Raw genomic sequence first — 19853 nt, forward strand, 5'->3', positions numbered from 1 at the left:
GATGACCAGGGGGATCGGTGCGGGGACGACAACTGCTCAGCTACAGCGACGCGGTGGCGATTCTCACCGGCGACAGCGCGGGTCTGGCGGCGGCCGACCGGGCGCTCGGCGGGGCCCTGTCGATGGCGACGGGCGGGATCAGCGACGCGGTGCTGAACGTGTTCGACGCGCAGGGGCGGATCCTGCGGCTCGGGCGTGATCTGACGTCGGGGCTCCGGGGGAGTCTGGGGTCGGCGGACCGCGCGTCGCGGACGGAGCGGCTCGCGGCGGCGCACACGGTGCTTGTGGTCACCGCCTTCTTCGAGGCGCTGGGCGAGGTGGAACTGCCTTTCCGGCTGCAGGAGGTGGAGCTCACCAGGCGCGAGCAGATCCGAATCGCCGGGGGAGACGACGAGGGGCAGGCCTTCGTTCAGGCACTGCTCGGCACCGGGGCGCCGCAGCCCGCCCCTCACCTGCCGTACGAGCGTGTCCTGGTGGACCTCCACAGCTGGTACGCCGAGCTCACCGGGCGACTGCTGTGGTTCGTCCAGGGGCTGGCCGTGTGGGACCGGCTGAACGAGGCGCAGCGCGAGGAGACCGGTCGGGCGCCCGTCGGGCTGCCCCGGCTCGCCATCGGGCGCTACGAGGAGCTTTACGCGCAACTCGCCCAGGAAGTACCGGAGTTCGGTTTCTGGTCCGGCCAGATCGAGCACCAGGCCACCCGCGTCTCCGTTCGCCACGCGCTCACCGGCATCGAGACCGCCCTCGCCGGACTGAGCGACCTCCGCCCGTTCAGCCACGCCGCCGCGGCCCTGGCCACCGGGTACCAGGCCGCTCTGCCCCGGCCGATCCTCTCCGAGGGGCAGGCTCCCTCCGGCATCTGCCTGCCCACCCTCGGCGCGGGATACGTCGACCCCGACTTCCGGGTACGCGCGGTACTCGAAGGCGCTCAGACTCCGGCCCAGGAGGGGTGGTGGGAGCCCGAGCCCGTACGGTCCGACCTCACCGAGTATCTGGCGGGCGTCCTCACCTCGGTGGCGTCGACCACCGCTCCGTTGGTCGTCCTCGGCCAGCCCGGCGCCGGAAAGTCCGTACTGACCAAGATCCTCAGCGCCCGGCTGCCCGCGGCCGGCTATCTGCCCGTACGGATCGTCCTGCGTGAAGTGCCCGCGGACGCCGACATCCAGGAGCAGATCGAGCATGCCGTCCGGGCCGCGACCGGAGAGCGGGTCTCCTGGCCGGAGCTGGTGCGGGCGGCGGACGGTGCCGTGCCTGTGCTGCTCTTCGACGGCTTCGACGAACTGCTGCAGGCCACCGGCGTCAGCCAGTCCGACTACCTGGTGCGGGTCGCACGCTTCCAGGAGCGCGAGGCGGACCAGGGGCGCCCGGTGTTCGCGCTGGTGACCAGCCGGACCGCCGTCGCCGACCGGGCGCGTTACCCGGAAGGGTCGGTGGCCCTGCGGCTCGAACCCTTCCGGCAGCCGCAGATCGAGCGCTGGCTCGACCTGTGGAACCGCCTCAACAGGCCTTACCTCACCGAGCGCGGTCTGCGACCGCTGCCGGCCGCCGTGGCCGTCCGTCACCAGGTGCTCGCCTCGCAGCCCCTTCTGCTGTTGATGCTCGCGCTGTACGACGCCGCCGCAAACGGCCTGCAACGCGGAGCCGGCGACGATGAACCCATCGGCGAGGCAGAGTTGTACGAGGAGCTGCTGGCGTCCTTCGCCGTACGCGAGGTCGGCAAGTCGGCCACGGCGTGGCGGGAGGGAGAGCTGGCGCAGCGCGCCGAGCAGGAGCTGCAACGGCTGTCCCTGATCTCCTTCGGCATGCTCAACCGGCACCGCCAGTGGATCACCACGGCCGAGGCGGAGCAGGACCTGACAGCGCTTCTCGGCCGCCCTGATCCCGTACGGGACGGATTCCGCGCGCCCCTGGACCAGGGGGAGATCGCGCTCGGCCGGTTCTTCTTCGTCCAGCGTGCCCAGGCGCTCCGCGACGAGCAGCGCCTGACGACCTACGAATTCCTGCACGCCACGTTCGGCGAGTACCTCGCCGCCCGCCTCGCCGTGCAGCTGCTCGAAGGGCTGCTCGACCAGCGCCCGGCACTCTCCGTCGGCCGGGCAAGTGTCGACGACGACCTGCTGTACGTGCTGCTGTCCTACGCGCCGCTCTCGTCCCGCCAGATGCTCCGCTTCGTCGGCGCCCGGATCCGGCGGATCGCCCCGGAGGACCGGCAACGGCTCGGCGAGCTCCTCATCACCGTCATGGCGGACCACCGAAACCGCACCGAGCACCGGTTCGCCGATTACCGGCCGGCCATCCGGGCCACTTCGTCGCGTCACGGCCTGTACTCCGCGAACCTGCTGATGCTGACGCTCCTGGTCACCGGCGGGGTCAAGGCGAGCGTGCTGTTCCCCGACGATGACAAGCCGGCGGTGATCTGGCACCGGCGTGTACTGCTGTGGCGGGCGGCCTTCTCCGAACCGGAGTGGACGGACTTCGCGCTGGCCCTCAGCATCCGTCATACCTGGGACGGAGACCGGCGGGAACTCGACATCCGACCGGTGCACGACCTCGTCGACTCCCCGGAACCAGTGGACGCCTACTGGCTGTACGGCCGCCCGCCGGGCAACGAGGACCGCGGCAGGAGGGTCAGCTGGGCCCGGCCCTACCCGGACCAGATCCGCCACAAGATGGCGGTGTCGGGCGGCACCAACGACTCCGTCGTCCTGCACGCCGTGGACCCTGTCTTCGTCTGGCTGGCCCCCGCCGTCACGACCTTCGTGGGCACCCCGGAGGGTACCGCCACCTCGATCGCCCACGGTCTGACGTCGCTGTGGCTCGCGAGCGGCATCGGCGTCCCCGACACCGAACTCGTGGCCCGGTACGAACACTGCGCCACGTTCATCGAACCGTGGAGCGGTCTCGGCGACGAGACCCTGCGCCGCGTGATCCGGCTCGTGTTCGGGCAACTGATCACCGATGCCGCCCGGCTTCCGGCCGATGTCGTGCACGAGGTGCTGAACGCACCCGATCCGGGGCGGCTCGACACGACCTGCCTGGAGCTGAAGGCGCGGGCCGCCCTGACGGCCCTGGCGGCCAACGCCACCGCCGAGCTCCAGCTGTGCGCGCAGGAATCCCTCGACGCCCTGACGGTCGCCTACCCTGCCCGGGTGCTGGCCCTGTGGTCCGAGAGCCGGCGCCATGGAGGGGCACAGACACAGCTCGACCGGGCGGTCTCCCGGCTGCTGGCCGATACCCCGGCCGACGGTCTGAGTGCCGTCCCGGCCGAACTCCTCGACCGGGCACGCCGGTTCGTCGACAACCTCGAGCCTCAGCCGCCCGGCTCCGCCTGACGCCTCACCCCAGATCGCGCCAGATCACCCCAGATCGAACGCGTTGCGCAGCCCCAGCCGGTAGCGAGTGCGGTCATGACGCTTCATCAGCTCGACCTCGGGGGCGCGGAAAAGCGGCTTCACCGTGCACCGGGCCGCCGGTGAACCGGCCCGGTCCAGAAGGGCGTTGACGGCCGCGCGGGCGGAGGCATTGGCGCCCTCCATCGTCGCCAGGTCGATGTCGACGGCCACATAGTCCCCGGCCAGAAAGAAGTTGGGGATCCGGGTGGCGGCCTCGGGGCGATGGTGGAAAGTCCCGACCGGGTGGATCAGGAGTTCGTCGTCATTGGTCGGATTGGGGGTGCCGAGGCCGTCCACGCCCGGGTCGAGGAACCAGGAGTGCAGCGCGCTGTCCTTGAGCACCGTGCGGCCCGTGTCGTTCACGGCCGCCTTGAGCTGGGCCCACACCTCCCGTGCGACCTCCGTACGGGTGCACTGCTTGGCGGTCTTCCCGTACAGGATGCCGGTCCTGTCCCACTCGGAGATGTCGACCGACAGGCAGTCCACCGCGACGCCGTCGCCGTAGTCGGCCGGGAAATCGCGGGCGGGCCAGTGCTCGGCCTGCTGAATGGCCGTCAGGGACCAGGGTGAGTCGATGCAGTTGAGGTGGCCGTGCAGCAGCGACGCGCGCTCGGTGAGATAGAACTGAATCCCCGTCATCCAGTCCGTCTGAAGTTTGTCGCATCGCCCCAGCTGTGGGTCCGCCGCGCGCAGCTCGGCGCCCCAGGTCCGCCGGGCATGCTCCACCGGCATCGCGGAGACGTAGTGGTCGGCGGTCACCGACCGGCGTACGCCCTGCGGGTCCTCGATCACCGCGGCGGTGACCCGGCCGGCGCCGTACTTCACCTCCCGTACCGTCCAGCCGATACGGAACTCCACTCCCAGTCTCCTCAGATGGCCGGCCCAGGGGTCGATCCACGCCTCGTTGGTGGGGGCGTTGAGGATCCGGTCGAGCGGTCCGTCGGCGCCCCGGCCGAGCGCGTTGAAGACGAACGCTTCGAGCAGGGTGGCGACCGTACGGGTGCTGGCCTCCTCGGCCTTGGTCGCGACGATGTTCCGGGTGAGCCCGACGGCGAGGATGCGCCGGTAGTCGTGACTCATCCGCTCGGCCCGGATGAACTCCCACCAGGGTGTGCGCTCCCACGTCCCGTCGCGCCGCTCGTCGCAGCTGGTGAGGAAGACCAGACCCCGGTTCACGAAGTACGCCGTCTCATGGGCCGGAATGCCCCGCATCGTGTCGAGCGCGGCGGTCAGCGCGCGACGGATCTCGTCGAGGGTGAGGTCGGCAGGCTTGTGCCCCGGCCAGGGCAGCGGGATCCGTAAGTCTTCGCGCCCGGTGCGGGAGAAGGACATCTCGGACGGTGCCACCAGGTTGTCCCAGACGCCGTTGGCGTTTCCCGGGAACGGGATGCGCCGCATCGTGTCCGGCAGGTTGTGGTAGATGCCGGGGATGAAGCGGAAGCCGTGCTCGGCGGGCAGCGGCCGGCGGCCGCCTCTTGCACTGCCGGGGACGTCCATACTCCGGGCCTTCCCGCCCAGCGCTCTGCGCTCGTAGACGGTGACCTTGAAGCCGCGTTCCGCCAGCTCGTGCGCGGCGGTGAGTCCGGCGACCCCGCCGCCGAGTACGGCGACCGACTGCGCCACCGGGGAGCCGCCGTCCGCCGTGCCCCCGGGGCCTGCGGCCGCGGCCGTGCCGGCCGTGGCCAGCGCTGCCGTGCCGCCGACCGCGGCGGCCCCCGCCATGAAGGTGCGTCGTGTGCTGCCCACCCGGTCCATCCCCACCCCTTACCGACGGTAACTGCCTCGTACGGCGCAGGAGCTTACGGAGATCCCCCATGGCCCGGAAGCCACGCGTGGGCCCATTCGTTCAATGGCTGGAAAATGGACCCATGTCCCGACGCAGCTCCCGACCCGGGCGCGACCACGCCCCCGCCCTCACCGACACCTCGCCCTGCCCCTGCGGGCTGCCCGCCACCTACGGGGAGTGCTGCGGCCGCTTCCACTCGGGCGAGCACGCGGCCCCCACCGCCGAGCTGCTGATGCGCTCCCGCTACAGCGCCTTCGTCGCCCAGGACGCCGCGTATCTACTGCGCACCTGGCACCCGGCGACCCGGCCGCCGCACCTCGAAATCGACCCCGGCATGCACTGGAAGGGTCTGGAGATCCTTGGGACCACGGACGGCAGCTCCTTCCACTCCTCCGGAACGGTCACCTTCCGCGCCCGCTACCGGCACCACGGCAAGCGTGGCGAAGTGCACGAGCGCAGCAGCTTCGAACGGCACGGCGGCGCGTGGGTGTACGTCGACGGCGTCTTCCTGGAGTGAGCGCGGGCGGGCACATCGCCCCGGGCCGGACACGTATGGCGGCGATCGGGGCGGGTCACGGCGGCGTGAATTCCATCTCCGGCGGATTCCCGCCCGCCCGCGCGCCCGCCCGCCAGTCAGCCAGCCGGTCGGTACTTACGATGCTTACGTCATGGCCATGGGTTCGTCCGTAGGGTCGGACCCGTCAGTGGGCGCGCCGCCACGGCTTGAGGATCAGCAGCGGGTTGTAGGCGGCCAGTGCCTTGTTGGCCAGGGCCAGCGCGGACAGCGCGTGCTCCCGGTCCGCCCGGTCCTCGGCGCACAGCGGGCCGCGGAACCGGTAGATCTCACGTGCCGCGCACTCGGCGTCGACCTCCGCCTGCAGGACGTCGATCGGCATGCAGGACCCGATCAGCGCGGCGACGCCATCGGGGATCGGTACGGGGATCAGGGGCGACGCGGTCACGTGTAATCCTTCTCTGCTTCTCTGCTTCTCTGCTTCTCTGCGGGCGCCGGCGGTCGGCGGCCACCCCTCCATACGTACCGGACGAGCTTCCGTGTTCGTCGGCGGGGATGTCTCTGTGCGGCAACCGTTTCGGATCACCCGTTGGTGCTGAGGTCCCGTCAACTCCCCGCGCGCGAGCGCGAACAGGAGCCGACCATGGGCTTGCGCAAGGATCTGTGGAGGGCGAAACAGCGCGGCGGTCCCGCCGCGGCGTGTCCCGGTCGACATCGTCAGGTACAACGGCGCCGTGCGAGAAGCGCGCACTGCGTGGCTCGCCCGGCCGGCCGCCTCCGGCAGCACCGCCGACATACCTTACGCGAATGCGCACCAGGCCCCCGCATCCGCCCATCCTGAGGCGCGCGGTGGTGACGGACAGTGGCGGACCGTCACCACCGCCGCACTCGCGACCGAAGTGACCGCCACCACAAGGCGCTTGATCGTCACGGGCCTCGAACCCGGCGGCCAGGTCGCGATCATGGCGGGCGGGTCGCGATCATGGCGGCCGGGTCGCGATCACGTCGTACATCCGCCACCGGCGGCTGACGCCTCGGGGGCCGCCACCTCAGGGAGCCAGCACCTCCGACAGGTCGTACCGCACCGGCTCCTCCAACTGCGTATAGGTGCAGTCGGCGGGCTCGCGATCCGGCCGCCACCGGCGGAACTGGGCGGTGTGCCGGAACCGGTCGCCCTCCATGTGGTCGTATGCCACCTCGACCACCCGCTCGGGCCGAATCGCCACCCACGAAAGATCCTTCTTGCCCGTCCAGCGGCTCTGCGCGCCGGGCAGCCGGGCGGTCTCATGGGCGGTCTCGTCCGTCCATGCCGCCCAGGGGTGGGCGTCGGGGGGATCCATCCGCAGCGGCTCCAGCTCCTCGATCAGCTCCTCGCGCCGTTTCATGGAGAAGGCGGCACAGACGCCGACGTGCTGGAGCGCGCCCGAGTCGTCGTACAGGCCGAGGAGCAGCGAGCCGACGACCGGGCCGCTCTTGTGGAAGCGGTAGCCGGCCACGACGGCGTCCGCCGTGCGTTCGTGCTTGATCTTGAACATCAGGCGGGCATCGGGCCGGTACGGCAGGTCCAGCGGCTTGGCGATGATCCCGTCGAGTCCCGCGCCCTCGTACCGCTCGAACCACTCCTGGGCGAGGACGGCGTCGGTGGTGGCGGGCGCGAGATGTACGGGTGGCCGGGCGCCGGCGAGCGCGTCGGCGAGCAGGGCGCGGCGCTCGGCGAGCGGGGCGTCGAGCAGGGCCTCGTCACCGAGGGCGAGCAGGTCGAAGGCGACGAAGCTGGCGGGGGTCTGCTCGGCGAGCAGCCTCACCCGGGAATCGGCCGGGTGGATGCGCTCGGTGAGCCGGTCGAAGTCGAGGCGTCCCTCATGCGCGATGACGATCTCGCCGTCGACGACACAGCGGCCGGGAAGGTTGGCCGCCAGTTCGGCCGCCAGCTCGGGGAAGTAGCGGGTGAGCGGTTTGCCGGTCCTGGAGCCGATGACCACCTCGTCGCCGTCGCGGTGGACGATCGCCCGGAAGCCGTCCCATTTCGCCTCGTACTGCATGCCCGGCGGGATCTTCTTCACGGGCTTGGCCAGCATCGGCTTCACGGGTGGCATCACGGGCAGATCCATGCTCCAGATTCTGCACGATATGCGGCATATCCGCGCTCGGCCTACCGTGGCGCACATGGGTGCAGCGGTGGAACTGGAAGCCGGCGGGCGTGCCGTGCGGCTGTCGAGTCCGGACAAGGTCTACTTTCCCGAGCGTGGCTTCACCAAGATGGACGTGGCCCGCTACTACCTGGCCGTGGGGGAGGGGATCACCCGCGCCCTGCGCAACCGCCCCACCACCCTCGAGCGCTACCCCGACGGCGTCGGCGGCGAGTCCTTCTTCCAGAAGCGCGCGCCCAAGAACCTCCCCGACTGGATCCCCACGGCCCATATCTCCTTCCCCAGCGGCCGCTCGGCCGACGAGATCTGCCCCACCGAGGTCGCCGCCGTGATCTGGGCCGCGAACCTCGGCTGTCTGACCTTCCACCCCTGGCCGGTACGGAGGGACGGCGTCGACCACCCCGACGAGCTGCGCATCGACCTGGACCCGCAGCCCGGCACCGACTTCGCCGACGCGGTCAGGGCCGCGCACGAGCTGCGCGTCATCCTCGACGAGCACGGACTGCGCGGCTGGCCCAAGACCTCGGGCGGCCGCGGTCTCCATGTGTTCGTGCCCATCGAACCGCGTTGGGACTTCACCCGGGTACGGCGCGCGGCCATCGCCGTCGGCCGCGAACTGGAAAGGCGCATGGAGGGCAGGGTGACCATCGCCTGGTGGAAGGAGGAGCGCGGCGCGCGGATCTTCGTGGACTACAACCAGACCGCCCGCGACCGGACCATCGCCTCCGCCTACTCCGTACGCCCCCACCCGCACGCGCCGGTCTCGGCGCCGCTGCGCTGGGACGAGATCGACGACGTGTCGCCGCTCGACTTCGACATCGCCACCATGCCCGGGCGCTATGCCGAACTGGGCGATGTGCACGCGGACATGGACGATTACGCCTTCTCCCTGGACAGCCTGCTGGAACTGGCGGCGAAGGACGAACGCGACCATGATCTGGGCGACCTGCCCTACCCGCCGGACTATCCCAAGATGCCGGGCGAGCCGAAGCGGGTGCAGCCGAGCCGCGCGAAGAAGCCCCCTTCCTAGGCGGGGGAAGGGGGCCTTCGTCGGTCAAGGACCGGCAGGGGCCGGTGTTACAGCTCCTTGATCCGGATGTTGCGGTACGAGATCACATCCGTCGTGCCGTGGACCTGGAGCCCGATGTAGCCGGAGGAGTACCGCCGGCCGTCCGTGCCCGGGTCGTCGCCGCGCGGCGGGACGAAATCCTGGCCGCCGGTGTTGTCGAACTCGTTGATCAGGACGCCGTTGCGGTAGACCGAGTAGTGCTGGTCGACCACCCGGATCTCGTAGTCGTTCCAGGCGCCCTTCGGTGTCACACCAGCGCCGCCCAGTCCGACGCGGTCGAAGCCGTAGATCGAGCCGGTCTTGTACATGTCGCCGTCGGGCCGGTCCAGGACCTGGACCTCATGGCCGTACTTGATGGCGACCCACTCGGGACGCGGCTCCTCGGGGTTGTTGTGGACGTAGGGGAAGCGTACGAAGACGCCGCTGTTGGCGTTGCCCGTGCCCGGAGCGTCGTCCCGCCACTGCAGCTTCAGCGAGAAGTCCCCGTACTGCCGCTGCGGGAACCACAGCATGCCCAGGCCGCCCTTGGTGGTGCCGCTGGTCATCGACCCGTCGGCGCCCAGGCCGAACGAACCGCCGCCCACATGCTGCCACTTGCCGAACGACGCCTGCGTGCCGTCGAACAGATCGCGGTAGCCGGTGTTCTGCCCCGGCTTGCCGATGCCGGACTGCTTGGCCGCCCGGTAGATCTTCTTGTGCTCGCGCTGGTCGATGACGCCGTCCGCGAGGAGCTTGTCGAGGACGCTGTCCACGTGCTTGAGGAACAGCGCGTGCGAGGACCAGTCCTTCTCGTCCTCGATCAGCTCGTTGATGGTGCAGCGGCTGCGCGTGATGCGGTTGGGCACGCCCGTGTCGACCGTGCCGACGATCACCGTCAACCGCTCGTCGAACTCGGGGCAGTTGGGCGCGGGCACCCCGCCGCCCTCCGCGATCGTGAACGTCACCTGCTGGGCCTGTGAGGTGTTGCCCGCCTTGTCGGTCGCCCGGTGCAGCACGGTGTGGAAGCCCACTCGGTCGACGATGACGGGAGTGGTGTACGCGAGGTACGGGCCGCCGTCGAGGGAGTACTCGGCCTTGTCGACCCCCGAGTCCGCGTCGGTCGCGGTGATGGTCACCTTGGCGCTGGTGATGTACGCGCCGTCGGAGTTCTTCTCACCGCTGACCGTCGCCGAGGTCACCGGCGGGGTCTTGTCCTCGGCGGGCGGCATGACGACCGTGAAGTCCACGGCCTTCTCGGTGGCCGCGTTCCCGGCCTTGTCGGTCGCCCGGTAGCGGACCTTGTGTGTGCCCGCCTCGTGCACCATCACCGGGGCGGTGTACGGCTGCCAGGCGCCTGCCGCACCGATCGCGTACTCAATGGTGTTGACGCCAGAGCCGGTGTCGGACGCGGTCACGGTGACCGTGGCCATCCCGAGATACTGGCCCTGCTCGTTCTTCTCACCGCTGACTGTCGCCGAGGTCTCCGGCGGCGTCTTGTCGTCGGTCGGCGGGGCGACGACCGCGAAGTCGACCGCCTTCTCGGCCGCGACGTTCCCCGCCTTGTCACCGGCCCGGTAGCGGATCTTGTGCGTGCCGACCTCGTCCACCACGACGGGCACGGTGTACGGCTGCCAGGGGCCGTCTGCCCCGACCGCGTATTCGATCTTGTCCACGCCCGATCCCGCGTCGGTCGCCGACACGGTCACGGTGGCCTGACCGACGTATGCACCGTCGGCGTTCTTGTCGCCGTCGACCTTCGCGGTCGTGTCGGGCGCGGTGGTGTCCTCGCCGCCGCCCTCGGTGACGGTCAGGATGCCCTGCATCGCACTGTGACCGGGGATGGTGCAGTGGAAGCGGTACCGGCCGGGGGTGAGTGTGACCTCGGCGGTGTGCTTGCCGCCCTGGTCGTCACTGGGATTGGCGAGGATGTTCAGCGGTACGTCGTGGTTGTACTCGGGATCGGAGACGTCGAAGGTCAGCGTGTGCGGCATCCCCATGGTGTTGCCGGTCGCCGCGCTGTTCTCGAACACGATCGTCGTCCTGCCCGCCACCGCGGTGGTGGGGAAGGACGCGTACTTCTCGATCGAGTCGCCGGCCGTCCAGGTGAGGACCTGGTCGGCGACCCGGTCCTCGCTCTGGCCGTACGCGACCGCGGACGTCAGCCCCAGGACCATCGTCACCGCGGCCAGCAGGGCCGTCCAGAAACTCGCCGTTCTGTGCCTGAGGTGCCTCACCGCGCCGCCTTCCGTGCCAGCTTGTCGGCGGACGGCGTGGCCTCGCCGCCCTTGTATGTCACGTGCCACAGGGCCGACTTGGGGTCGGAGGTGAAGAAACCGCGCCCGTAGTCCAGGACATAGAGCGAGCCGTCCGGCGCGAACTTCCAGTCCATGAGGTTGCGGATGCCGGCGGTGCCGCCCGGGATGATCTTCTTCAGGGATTCGGCGTGCACCGGGATGCCGCCCTTGCCCACGGTCTTCGGGTCGGTCAGCACCGCGTGCCGCGGCTGGTCGCCGTCGTAGAAGTCACCGACGAACCACTTGCCGTCCCAGTACGACGGCCACTTCTCGGCGCTGGTGTTCGCCGCGTCGTAGCGGTAGACCGGACCGTTCATGGTCGCCTGGCCGCCGCCCTTGAGCCACGGCATCAGCAGCTTCTGCTCCTCCGCCTTGTAGCTCGGGACGCCGTTGGCGTCGCGCGGATAGTCCACGCCGCCGCCCTGCGGCGAGTACCAGATGGTGTTGGAGGTGATTGGCGGCAGATTCACCAGGCCGTCGTTGTTGGGCGACTCGTTCTTCGGGGCGTCGCAGTTGTACCAGCCGAGCGGCTTGCTCGGATCGGGCAGATTGCGGTCGCGGTAGGGCTGCTTGTTGCCCATGCAGTACGGCCAGCCGTGGTTGCCCGGCTTGGTGATGGCGGCGAAGGTGTCGTACTTCGCCGGGCCCCAGGTCGTCGATGGCGCGCCCGCGTCCGGGCCGACCCAGCCCGCGTAAAGGATGTCCGTCGACTTGTCGATGAAGATACGCGCGGGATTGCGCACGCCCATCACGTAGATCTCGCCGCGGGTCTTGCCCCCGCCTTCGTCGGGTTCCGTGCCCGTGAAGAGGTTGCCTGCCGGGAGTGTGTACGTTCCGTCGTCCTCGGGGTGGATCCGCAGGATCTTGCCATTGAGGTTGTTGGTGTTGCCCGCGGTGCGGCGGGCGTCGGCGAAGGACAGCCCCTTGAAGTTCGGCTCCGGGTTGTTGCCGGAGTAACCACCGCTGAAACCGGAGGAGTTGTTGTCACCGGTGGCGATGTAGAGATTCTGCTTCGAGTCCCAGGCCATGCCGCCGCCCGCGTGGCAGCAGCTGTGGATCTGCACAGGCCACTTGAGCAGCACCTTCTCGCTCGCCAGGTCCAGCTTGTCGGTGGCCGGGTCGAGCGTGAAGCGGGAGACGCGGCGCTCGGCCATATGCGTGTCACGGTTGATCCGCGAGTGCGGTGTGTAGTGCAGATACACCCAGCCGTTGGTCATGAAGTCGGGATCCAGCTCGATGCCGAGCAGCCCCTCCTCGACCTTGATCAGCTCATCGCCGCCGCCCTTGTTGCCGAAGATCGTGAGGGCTCCGGCGAGGGTGACCTTCTTGGTCTTGGGGTCGTAGACGTGGATCTCGCCCTGGCCCTTGCCGATGTCGGGGTTGTTCCAGTCCGTGACGACGGGCCTGCTGGAGTCGGCGCCGCCGCGCCCGATGTAGAGCACCCGGCCGTCGGGAGCGGTGACCAGGCCGTGCGGCTCGCCGATCTGGTCGTTGTGCCCCGGCTGGTTGGGCTGGGTGACGCGCTCGGCGGTGTAGTTGGCGTTGATGGTCGCCTTGCAGTCGGCGCGCGAGAGGCGGGTGGTCCAGGCGAGCGCGCCGCGCAGATGGTCGCGGAAGTCGGTCTCGGCGAAGCTGTCGACCGTACCGCCCATGCCGGTGTAGAAGGAGCGGCCGCCGTCGTAGTCACGGCACCAGGAGACGGGATGGTCCCAGCCGTTGGCGCCGGCGGCCGGCTTGTACGAGTTCTCCTTGACGCGGGCCACGGTGTGCACGCTGCCGGACGGGTTCGCCGCCCAGTTGAACCACTTGTCGGGCCGCTTCCACTGGAGCGGAAGCGACTTGGTGGCCGGATGCTGACGGTCGCCGACCTCGACGACCGCGCGCTGGACCGTGCTCGGCGCGCCGGCCGGCCGGGCGCCGATCAGCCCGGTGAACCAGTCGGAGTACGGCTCGGTGCGCGCCGCGTCATGGACGCCCAGGAAGCCTCCGCCGGCCTCCAGATACGTCTCGAGCCCGGCCTCCTGCTCGGGGTCGAGCACATCGCCGCCACCCGTCAGGAAGACGATCGCGTTGTACCTGCCGAGTTTGGTGGCATTGGTGAACACGGAGGCGTCGTCGGTGGCTTCGGTCTTGAACCGGCCCGCGGCCGGACCGGTCTGCCCGATGGTCTCGATCGCCGCGATACCGGCGTTGACGGTCGGCGACTCGTCGGTGGCGGAGGCGTGGAAGACGAGGACCCGTACATTCTGGCCGCCGGGAGGCGATGGCAGGGACAACGTTGTCGAAGGCGGTTCCGGATAGGGCCTGGCCGCGGCGACATCGCCGCCGCCGAGCAGGGACACGGTCAGTGCGCCGACCCCAAGGGCCGCCGCCAGACCGCTGCTTCGGGATCTCGACCTGTGATGTGGTGCGCGCTGCATGTGGTCACCCACCCCTCTTTGGTCACAACAACAGCCTCGGAAACTAGACCCCTTTTCGTGGTTCGCCAATAGGTAAGACCGCAATGGCACGAACTTTGTCCTGACTGTGGATAAACGAAGATCACCGGGCTACCGTGTGGGCGTTCCCGGGGTCACCTGTGCCCCGTCAATCTCCGTACAGAACTGGGGAGTTCGGCATGGACAGACGGAGCTTCAACCGGCGGCTGCTGGCGGGAAGCGCGGTCGCGGCGACGGGTCTGACATCGTTGTCGCCGGCTTCGGTCTCGAGTGCGAACAGTGCCACGTCGGCGGCGGACGCACCGAAGACCGCCCCGTCCGGCGGCCGGATACGCCATCTCAGGTTGTACGCGGAGAGGTTGCCGGACGGTCAGATGGGCTACGGCGTGGAGAAGGGCAAGGCGTCGGTCCCCGGCCCGCTGATCGAACTGGTCGAAGGGGACACCCTGCACATCGAGTTCGAGAACGCGATGGACGTGCCGGTGAGCCTGCACGCCCACGGTGTGGACTACGACATCGCCAACGACGGCACGAAGCTCAGCAAGAGCCATGTCGAACCCGGCGCCACCCGGACGTACACCTGGCGCACCCACACTCCGGGCAAACGCGCGGACGGCACATGGCGCGCGGGCAGCGCGGGGTACTGGCACTACCACGACCACGTGGTCGGCACGGACCACGGCACGGGCGGGATCCGCAAGGGCCTCTACGGCCCGGTGGTGGTCCGCAGAAGGGGCGACATCCTCCCGGACAAGCAGTTCACCATCGTCTTCAACGAAATGACGATCAACAACAAGCCGGCGAACGCGAGCCCCGACTTCCGGGCCACGGTGGGTGATCGAGTCGAGATCATCATGATCACGCACGGCGAGTACTACCACACGTTCCATATGCACGGTCACCGCTGGGCGGACAACAGAACGGGCCTGCTGGACGGCCCGGCCGACGTCAGCCGCGTGATCGACAACAAGATCACGGGCCCGGCGGACTCGTTCGGCTTCCAGATCATCGCGGGCGAGCATGTGGGGGCGGGGGCCTGGATGTACCACTGCCATGTCCAGAGCCATTCGGACATGGGGATGGCGGGGCTGTTCCTGGTCGCGAAGCCGGACGGGACGATCCCGGGGTACGAGCCGCATCATCCGGACCACCCGGCGGCCGCCCACGACCACTAGAGCCCGGAGCGGCGGCGGTCAGGCGCGGCTGAATTCGCCCGGTCGCGGTGGGCGTGTACTGGATGCGCGAGTGCCGGATCGGTAGCAGACTCGGGGACCTCAGACAGCGGGATCCCCCTAAGGAGCGCACCATGCTCACCACCCGTTTTGTCACAGGCTCCCCGAACTGGATCGACCTCGGCACGCCCGATCTCGACGCGGCGACTGCTTTCTACGGCGGCCTGTTCGGCTGGACCTTCCAGTCGGCGGGTCCCGAGGCCGGCGGATACGGCATGTACCAAGTGGACGGCAAGACTGCCGCGGGCGCCATGACGGTCACTCCTGAGCAGGGCGGTCCGGGCTGGACCCTCTACTTCCAGTCGCCCGACGCCGACGCCACGGCGAAGGCGGTCCAGCAGGGCGGCGGCGCGGCGCTGTTCGAGCCGATGGACGTCTTCGACATGGGCCGCATGGCGGTCTTCGCCGATCCGGCGGGCGCGGCCTTCGCGACCTGGCAGCCGGGCCGGATCAAGGGCCTGGACGTCGTCAACGACCCCAACACGCTGTGCTGGGCGGAGCTGTACACCGACGAACCGCGCGCGGGCCTCGACTTCTACCGCGGGGTGTTCGGCTGGGAGACATCGACGATGCCGCTCCCGGACGGTACGGGCTCGTACACGATGCTGAACCCCACGGGCGCGGGCGCGGAAGCGATGTTCGGCGGCATCGTCCCCCTGGCCTCGGACCCGGTGGAGACAGAGGGTTCCTACTGGCTGCCGTACTTCGAGGTCGCGGACTGCGACGCGACCGTGGCCAAGGCGCAGCAGCTGGGCGGCAAGGTCAGGATGGCCCCGGTCGACATGGAGGGCGTGGGCCGCTTCGCGAAACTGGCGGACCCGGCGGGGGCGCGTTTCGCGCTGATGCAGGGAGTCCAGCAGGACGACTGATGGGTTTCGACAGCGGTGGCCGGGGGCGGTGTGCGTGGGGTCGTTGATGCTTCATTGACCCGGCGTTTATCGGCACCGGGGAATGTGTCCCCCATGCCGATCAACACCACCACCGACCAAGAACTCTCCTGGCAGGAGACCGCGCTGTGTGCCCAGACGGGCCCGGAATTCTTCTTCCCCGCCCCTGGCTCCTCGACCCGCGAGGCCAAGCGGTTGTGCGGGGCGTGCGAGGGGCGAGTGGCGTGCCTGGAGTACGCGCTGGCTCATGACGAACGATTTGGGGTGTGGGGCGGGCTGTCGGAGAAGGAGCGGTACCGCCTCAAGCGTGCGCAGGGCTGAGCCTGACGGGGGGCGGTGAGGGGCGCGGACGGACGGTAGTTGCCGTCGGTGCTGTCCGTGCCGCCCAGAGCGCGGACGGTGGGCGAGCGTGCCCACGCCGAGAGCCCTCCCCGATCGACTCAGCCGCAGAAATGCGGATGCACTCGGGGTCGCGCCGGCCACGTCACAGCCGGCCGGCGCTCGGGGCGGGAGTCGCCCGAACAGGATCCCCGGCAAGGCCCGGCCGTAGCTGAGCTCCAGGCGCGCCGGAAACCGGAAGCGGACCAGGCTGGTTCGGCGCCGGCCGCCCTCCCCCCTCCCCGTCGCACTCCGGCGATGGCGCCCGCCGCGACGGCTCAGCAGGCACAATCCCCCCATGGCTCACACCCCCCTGCACCAGGCAGACCGCCTGCTGGACGCGCTCGATCCCCTTCCCTACCCGCTGCGTATGAGTGAACTCGCCGCGAGGGCCAGGGAGATCAACCCGGCCGAGCTGCGACCGCTGCTCGACGAACTCGATGAGCGCGGAGCCTATGAGCGCGGTCTCGCCGTCGTCGTGGCAGCCGTGGGCGGGGACGCCCAGTGGGTCGGAGCTCGGCTCGCGGACCCGGACTCGTTCGTCCGCGGCCAGGCCTTGCGGGTGGCCACGAGTCTCGGCGTGTCCGACGACGCCTTCGTCGCCGCCCTCGACGACGCCCCCGCCGCCGTACGCAAGCAGCTGCTGCACGCGATAGTCGCCGCACGCCGCTCCGCGCTCGCCGACCGTGTCATCGACCGGATCCGGGAGAGCTGGGGCGACGTCGAGGCGGCCCGGCTGCTGCCGGGGTGCGCAGCCGGGACCGTCGAGCGGCTTCTGCCCGCCCTGTTCCACGCCGTACGCGGCTGGACGAGGCTCGGCTCCCGCCATCCCCGCGCTCTCCTCGAGGCGGCGGAGCGTGAACTGTCCGCGCTCCCCGAGGCGCTGCGCGACGGCTGGTGGCAGCGGTACGCCATCGCCGTCGCCTCCCTCACCACTGCCGAACCGCTGCGCGTCCTCGATCTGCTCATGCGGTACGGACCCGCGGCCCTGCCCGTCCGGCTGCGCCCGGGTATCCCGGCGCTGACCAGGGCCGACCCGGCACGCGTGGTCCGCATGCTGCTCGCCCCCGAGGGCCACGCCACCCGCCGCGGCGTAGCGCTGCGTCCGGCCGTCCTGCGGCACCTGACACGTCACGCACCTCAGGAGCTGCTCGTCGAGCTGGGCCGGGTCATGACCGCCCACCACGACGAGTACGCCCGGCTCGTGAAAGCCCACCCGCCGGCCCGCCGCGGAGCCTTCCACGAGGCCGTACTGGCGGAGCGCGGGCCCGAGGCCGCGACCGTGAACGCCGAGCTTCTCGACGTGCTGCCCCGCAGTTGCCTGGCGGGGGAGGCGCGCCGGTCGGCGGACCGGGCCAAGGAGCGCGGAGCGAGCTGGAGTTCGGTGCTGCTTGCCGAGTCCTATCTGCCCGTCGCGCAGGCGCGCGAGCAACTTGTCGCGGCCACGCACCGTGCGTCGGCGCAGGATCGTGCCGAGGCCTGGCCGCTGCTGATCCGCAATGCCGGGCGCTCCGGCGACCCCGAGGCCGTCACCGCCGTACTGCACGAGATGTCCCGGCTGCGCAATGAGCAGGACCCGGTGCGCTCGGCCGCGATGCACGCGCTCGCCGACACCCCGCCCGCCCTGTTCACCGAGGACGCGGAGCCGCACCTCGATCGCGTGGCCACCGACGCCGTGGCAGCCCGCGACTCCTCCCCGGACACCCGCCAGGCGCTGAGCCGTCTCGCCATCGCCGTGCTGCGCGAGCATGCGGCAACCGGCCGAAGGAAGTTGGTGAACTGGGCGCTGCGCACCCTCGTACGGATCTCGGGAAGCACCGGCGGCGCCGATCTCGGCCGGCTGGACCGCACCCTGCGCCGCGGTCAGGAGCACGCGGTCTTCGAGGCGCTGCGCCCCTGGATAGAGGCGGGCGCGGAGAAGGCCGACTTCAGCCTCACCTTCGCACTCGCCCGCGCGGTCGGCCGGCGCGCGGCCGGAATGCCGGAGTTGCAGGATCTGCTCTGGCAGGCCGTCCGGTTCGGCGGCAACTCCACCGCGCAGACCGCGGTCGCACTCTGGCTCGAACCCGCCGCCGGACGTGATCCGCGCGTGGAGCGGCTACTCGGCAACGAGCCCTCGGCGGCCGTACTCCCCGCTGTTGTAGGGGTGTTGAGTACCCGTCGCACCGATCTGCTCGACCGGCTGCTGGGCGACACCGCGCCGTACGGGCGTTTTCTCACCAAGGGCAGTCACTGGACCGTGCCGGTGGACGTCGATGTCCGCCGCTGGACCGCACGTCAACAGCGTGCGGCCGCACGCCAGTTGGAGCGCGCGGCGCGCGACTCATCGCTTCCGTTGTACGCGCGTGCGTCCGCTCTCATATCGGCTGCGCGGATCCCGGACGAGGGCGCCGACGTGGCGCGACGCTGGACAGGGTCGCCGGAGGTGGTGCTCGCGGAGGCGGCCATCGGAGCGCTGGCCCGGACCGACCGGCCCGCCGACGTGCTTGCCGAACTGCTCGCCCACGCCGGCGGCGACCGGGCGCGCGTCGCCGTGTACGCGGCCACCCGCGCATCCCGGTACGCAAGGCCGTCACAACTCGGCGCGCTGCTGAGCGGCGTACTGGCGCCCGACGCCGCCAAGGTGACCGGCCGAAAGGAGGCCGTACGGCTGGCGGCCACCCGGCTGCCGCTGCCCGAGGCGGCCGGCCTGCTGGCCGACACGTACGCCGCGCGGGATCAGCACCGGGATGTGCGGGCCGCGTGTGTGGCCTTCGCCGCCCCGCTGCTCGGCGACGAACGGACCTGGCAGATGCTCAACGAAGCGGCGGCCGGTGACCCGGTGCTGCGTACCGGCGTGCTCCGGGTGCTGCCGATGGATCTGCCGGAACCGGACCGGCCGCGCTACGCCCGCCTGGTCCGCAAGGTGTGCGACACCGAGAACCCCGAGAACCCCGAGAACCCCGAGAACAGCGAGAACACCGAGAACACGGCGCTCGCCGGCCTCGCGTACGAGGCGGTCGCGCGCTGGGTGCCCTGGTCGCCCGATGCCTCGGCGGTCCTGGTGGCCGCGGTCACCCAGCTGGACAAGCGGCAGTCGTGGCGCTCCGCAGTGGACGGGCTCGCCGCGGCCGCGCCTTCCGGCCCGGAAGCGGGCCGTGCCGTGGAGCGCGCACTTCAGGCGCTGGTCACGGCCGATACGGAGGCATTGGAAGACATTTGCGACGCGGGGACGGACCGGGACCGGCCCGCCCGCCGCCGTATCGAATACCTCGTAGCCAGGCTCTCCGGGGAGTCCGTGTCGCGGCCCGGCGCGCTGCGCCCGGTGCTGACGGCTGCCGCGGAGCTGCTGGCACGCCACGATGCCTTCGTCGCGCAGGCCGCGGCCCTGCTGGTGGAATCCCTTGACCTGAACGCGGAACCGGCAGAGCTGCACGCTGCTTTCGGCCGGCTGGTCAGCCTCCATGACGGGCGGCCCGCACTGGCCGTGCGCACCGCCGACGTACTGGAGAAGCGGATCGGCGGCAGGCAGCGGCCCGGCGACACCGGGACGCTGCTCTCCGCCGCCGGGCGGCTCGCCGACTCCGGCGGCCGTACGGAAGGTCTCCTCGCCGTCGCGGTCGTCGCGGCCGGCGGCTCACGCATTTCGTGGACCGAGCCCTGGCGGGTACAGCTGCGAAAGCTGCGCCGGCATACGGACGCGGACGTACGCGACGCGGCCCTGGCAAGGGTGACGACGTACGAATGACGTGAGG

General features: G+C 70.4%; 12 protein-coding genes. 7 read left to right on the forward strand and 5 right to left on the reverse strand.

Annotation, left to right across the window (positions count from 1 at the left end; genetic code table 11):
- Positions 1-17 precede the first annotated feature (17 nt).
- Positions 18-3332 (forward strand): NACHT domain-containing NTPase, encoded by a 3315-nt coding sequence (locus J7E87_RS23860; RefSeq protein ID WP_215096525.1) that lies wholly within the window; start codon positions 18-20, stop codon positions 3330-3332.
- Between the two features lie 24 nt (positions 3333-3356).
- Here J7E87_RS23860 and J7E87_RS23865 read toward each other — a convergent pair whose 3' ends face one another.
- A complete protein-coding gene (locus J7E87_RS23865; protein WP_215096526.1) occupies positions 3357-5147 on the reverse strand; it encodes an FAD-dependent oxidoreductase in 1791 nt (596 codons plus the stop codon).
- Positions 5148-5260: 113 nt separating this feature from the next.
- On the opposite strand from J7E87_RS23865, the gene J7E87_RS23870 reads away from it, so the two are divergent.
- A complete protein-coding gene (locus tag J7E87_RS23870; protein WP_215096527.1) occupies positions 5261-5695 on the forward strand; it encodes a YchJ family protein in 435 nt (144 codons plus the stop codon).
- 184 nt (positions 5696-5879) lie between these two features.
- Here the strand turns inward: J7E87_RS23870 and J7E87_RS23875 are convergent, their stop codons facing one another.
- The gene (locus J7E87_RS23875) at positions 5880-6140 is read right to left on the reverse strand and encodes a hypothetical protein (protein WP_215096528.1); all 261 of its coding nucleotides are present in this window, start codon (positions 6138-6140) and stop codon (positions 5880-5882) included.
- A 601-nt stretch (positions 6141-6741) separates the two neighbouring features.
- The gene (locus J7E87_RS23880; RefSeq protein WP_215096529.1) at positions 6742-7803 is read right to left on the reverse strand and encodes an ATP-dependent DNA ligase; all 1062 of its coding nucleotides are present in this window, start codon (positions 7801-7803) and stop codon (positions 6742-6744) included.
- 55 nt (positions 7804-7858) lie between these two features.
- Here J7E87_RS23880 and ligD point away from each other — a divergent pair, with 55 nt between their 5' ends.
- Positions 7859-8872 carry a non-homologous end-joining DNA ligase gene (ligD, locus tag J7E87_RS23885; protein WP_215096530.1) on the forward strand — a complete coding sequence of 338 codons (1014 nt, stop codon included), beginning with the start codon at positions 7859-7861 and terminating at the stop codon, positions 8870-8872.
- Between the two features lie 47 nt (positions 8873-8919).
- Here the strand turns inward: ligD and J7E87_RS23890 are convergent, their stop codons facing one another.
- Positions 8920-11064 (reverse strand): OmpL47-type beta-barrel domain-containing protein, encoded by a 2145-nt coding sequence (locus J7E87_RS23890; protein ID WP_215096632.1) that lies wholly within the window; start codon positions 11062-11064, stop codon positions 8920-8922.
- A gap of 56 nt (positions 11065-11120) precedes the next feature.
- Positions 11121-13604 (reverse strand): ThuA domain-containing protein, encoded by a 2484-nt coding sequence (locus J7E87_RS23895; protein ID WP_215096531.1) that lies wholly within the window; start codon positions 13602-13604, stop codon positions 11121-11123.
- 197 nt (positions 13605-13801) lie between these two features.
- Here J7E87_RS23895 and J7E87_RS23900 point away from each other — a divergent pair, with 197 nt between their 5' ends.
- The 4 genes from J7E87_RS23900 to J7E87_RS23915 all read left to right on the forward strand — a co-directional run bounded on the left by J7E87_RS23900 (position 13802) and on the right by J7E87_RS23915 (position 19846).
- A complete protein-coding gene (locus J7E87_RS23900) occupies positions 13802-14797 on the forward strand; it encodes a multicopper oxidase domain-containing protein (RefSeq protein WP_215096532.1) in 996 nt (331 codons plus the stop codon).
- Positions 14798-14928: 131 nt separating this feature from the next.
- A complete protein-coding gene (locus J7E87_RS23905; RefSeq protein WP_215096533.1) occupies positions 14929-15723 on the forward strand; it encodes a VOC family protein in 795 nt (264 codons plus the stop codon).
- A 93-nt stretch (positions 15724-15816) separates the two neighbouring features.
- The gene (locus J7E87_RS23910; RefSeq protein ID WP_215096534.1) at positions 15817-16062 is read left to right on the forward strand and encodes a WhiB family transcriptional regulator; all 246 of its coding nucleotides are present in this window, start codon (positions 15817-15819) and stop codon (positions 16060-16062) included.
- A 355-nt stretch (positions 16063-16417) separates the two neighbouring features.
- Positions 16418-19846 carry a hypothetical protein gene (locus tag J7E87_RS23915; protein ID WP_251017894.1) on the forward strand — a complete coding sequence of 1143 codons (3429 nt, stop codon included), beginning with the start codon at positions 16418-16420 and terminating at the stop codon, positions 19844-19846.
- Positions 19847-19853 lie beyond the last annotated feature (7 nt).

Origin of the sequence: Streptomyces sp. ISL-1, assembly GCF_018614585.1 — a bacterium.
GTDB lineage: Bacteria > Actinomycetota > Actinomycetes > Streptomycetales > Streptomycetaceae > Streptomyces > Streptomyces maoxianensis.

Excerpts from the sequence above, each read along its gene's own strand:
- J7E87_RS23865 (WP_215096526.1), bottom strand. The coding sequence starts at position 5,147 with ATGGACCGGGTGGGCAGCACACGACGCACCTTCATGGCGGGGGCCGCC.
- J7E87_RS23870 (WP_215096527.1), top strand. The coding sequence starts at position 5,261 with ATGTCCCGACGCAGCTCCCGACCCGGGCGCGACCACGCCCCCGCCCTC.
- J7E87_RS23880 (WP_215096529.1), bottom strand. The coding sequence starts at position 7,803 with ATGGATCTGCCCGTGATGCCACCCGTGAAGCCGATGCTGGCCAAGCCC.
- ligD (WP_215096530.1), top strand. The coding sequence starts at position 7,859 with ATGGGTGCAGCGGTGGAACTGGAAGCCGGCGGGCGTGCCGTGCGGCTG.
- J7E87_RS23890 (WP_215096632.1), bottom strand. The coding sequence starts at position 11,064 with ATGGTCCTGGGGCTGACGTCCGCGGTCGCGTACGGCCAGAGCGAGGAC.
- J7E87_RS23895 (WP_215096531.1), bottom strand. The coding sequence starts at position 13,604 with ATGCAGCGCGCACCACATCACAGGTCGAGATCCCGAAGCAGCGGTCTG.
- J7E87_RS23900 (WP_215096532.1), top strand. The coding sequence starts at position 13,802 with ATGGACAGACGGAGCTTCAACCGGCGGCTGCTGGCGGGAAGCGCGGTC.
- J7E87_RS23905 (WP_215096533.1), top strand. The coding sequence starts at position 14,929 with ATGCTCACCACCCGTTTTGTCACAGGCTCCCCGAACTGGATCGACCTC.
- J7E87_RS23910 (WP_215096534.1), top strand. The coding sequence starts at position 15,817 with ATGCCGATCAACACCACCACCGACCAAGAACTCTCCTGGCAGGAGACC.
- J7E87_RS23915 (WP_251017894.1), top strand. The coding sequence starts at position 16,418 with ATGGCTCACACCCCCCTGCACCAGGCAGACCGCCTGCTGGACGCGCTC.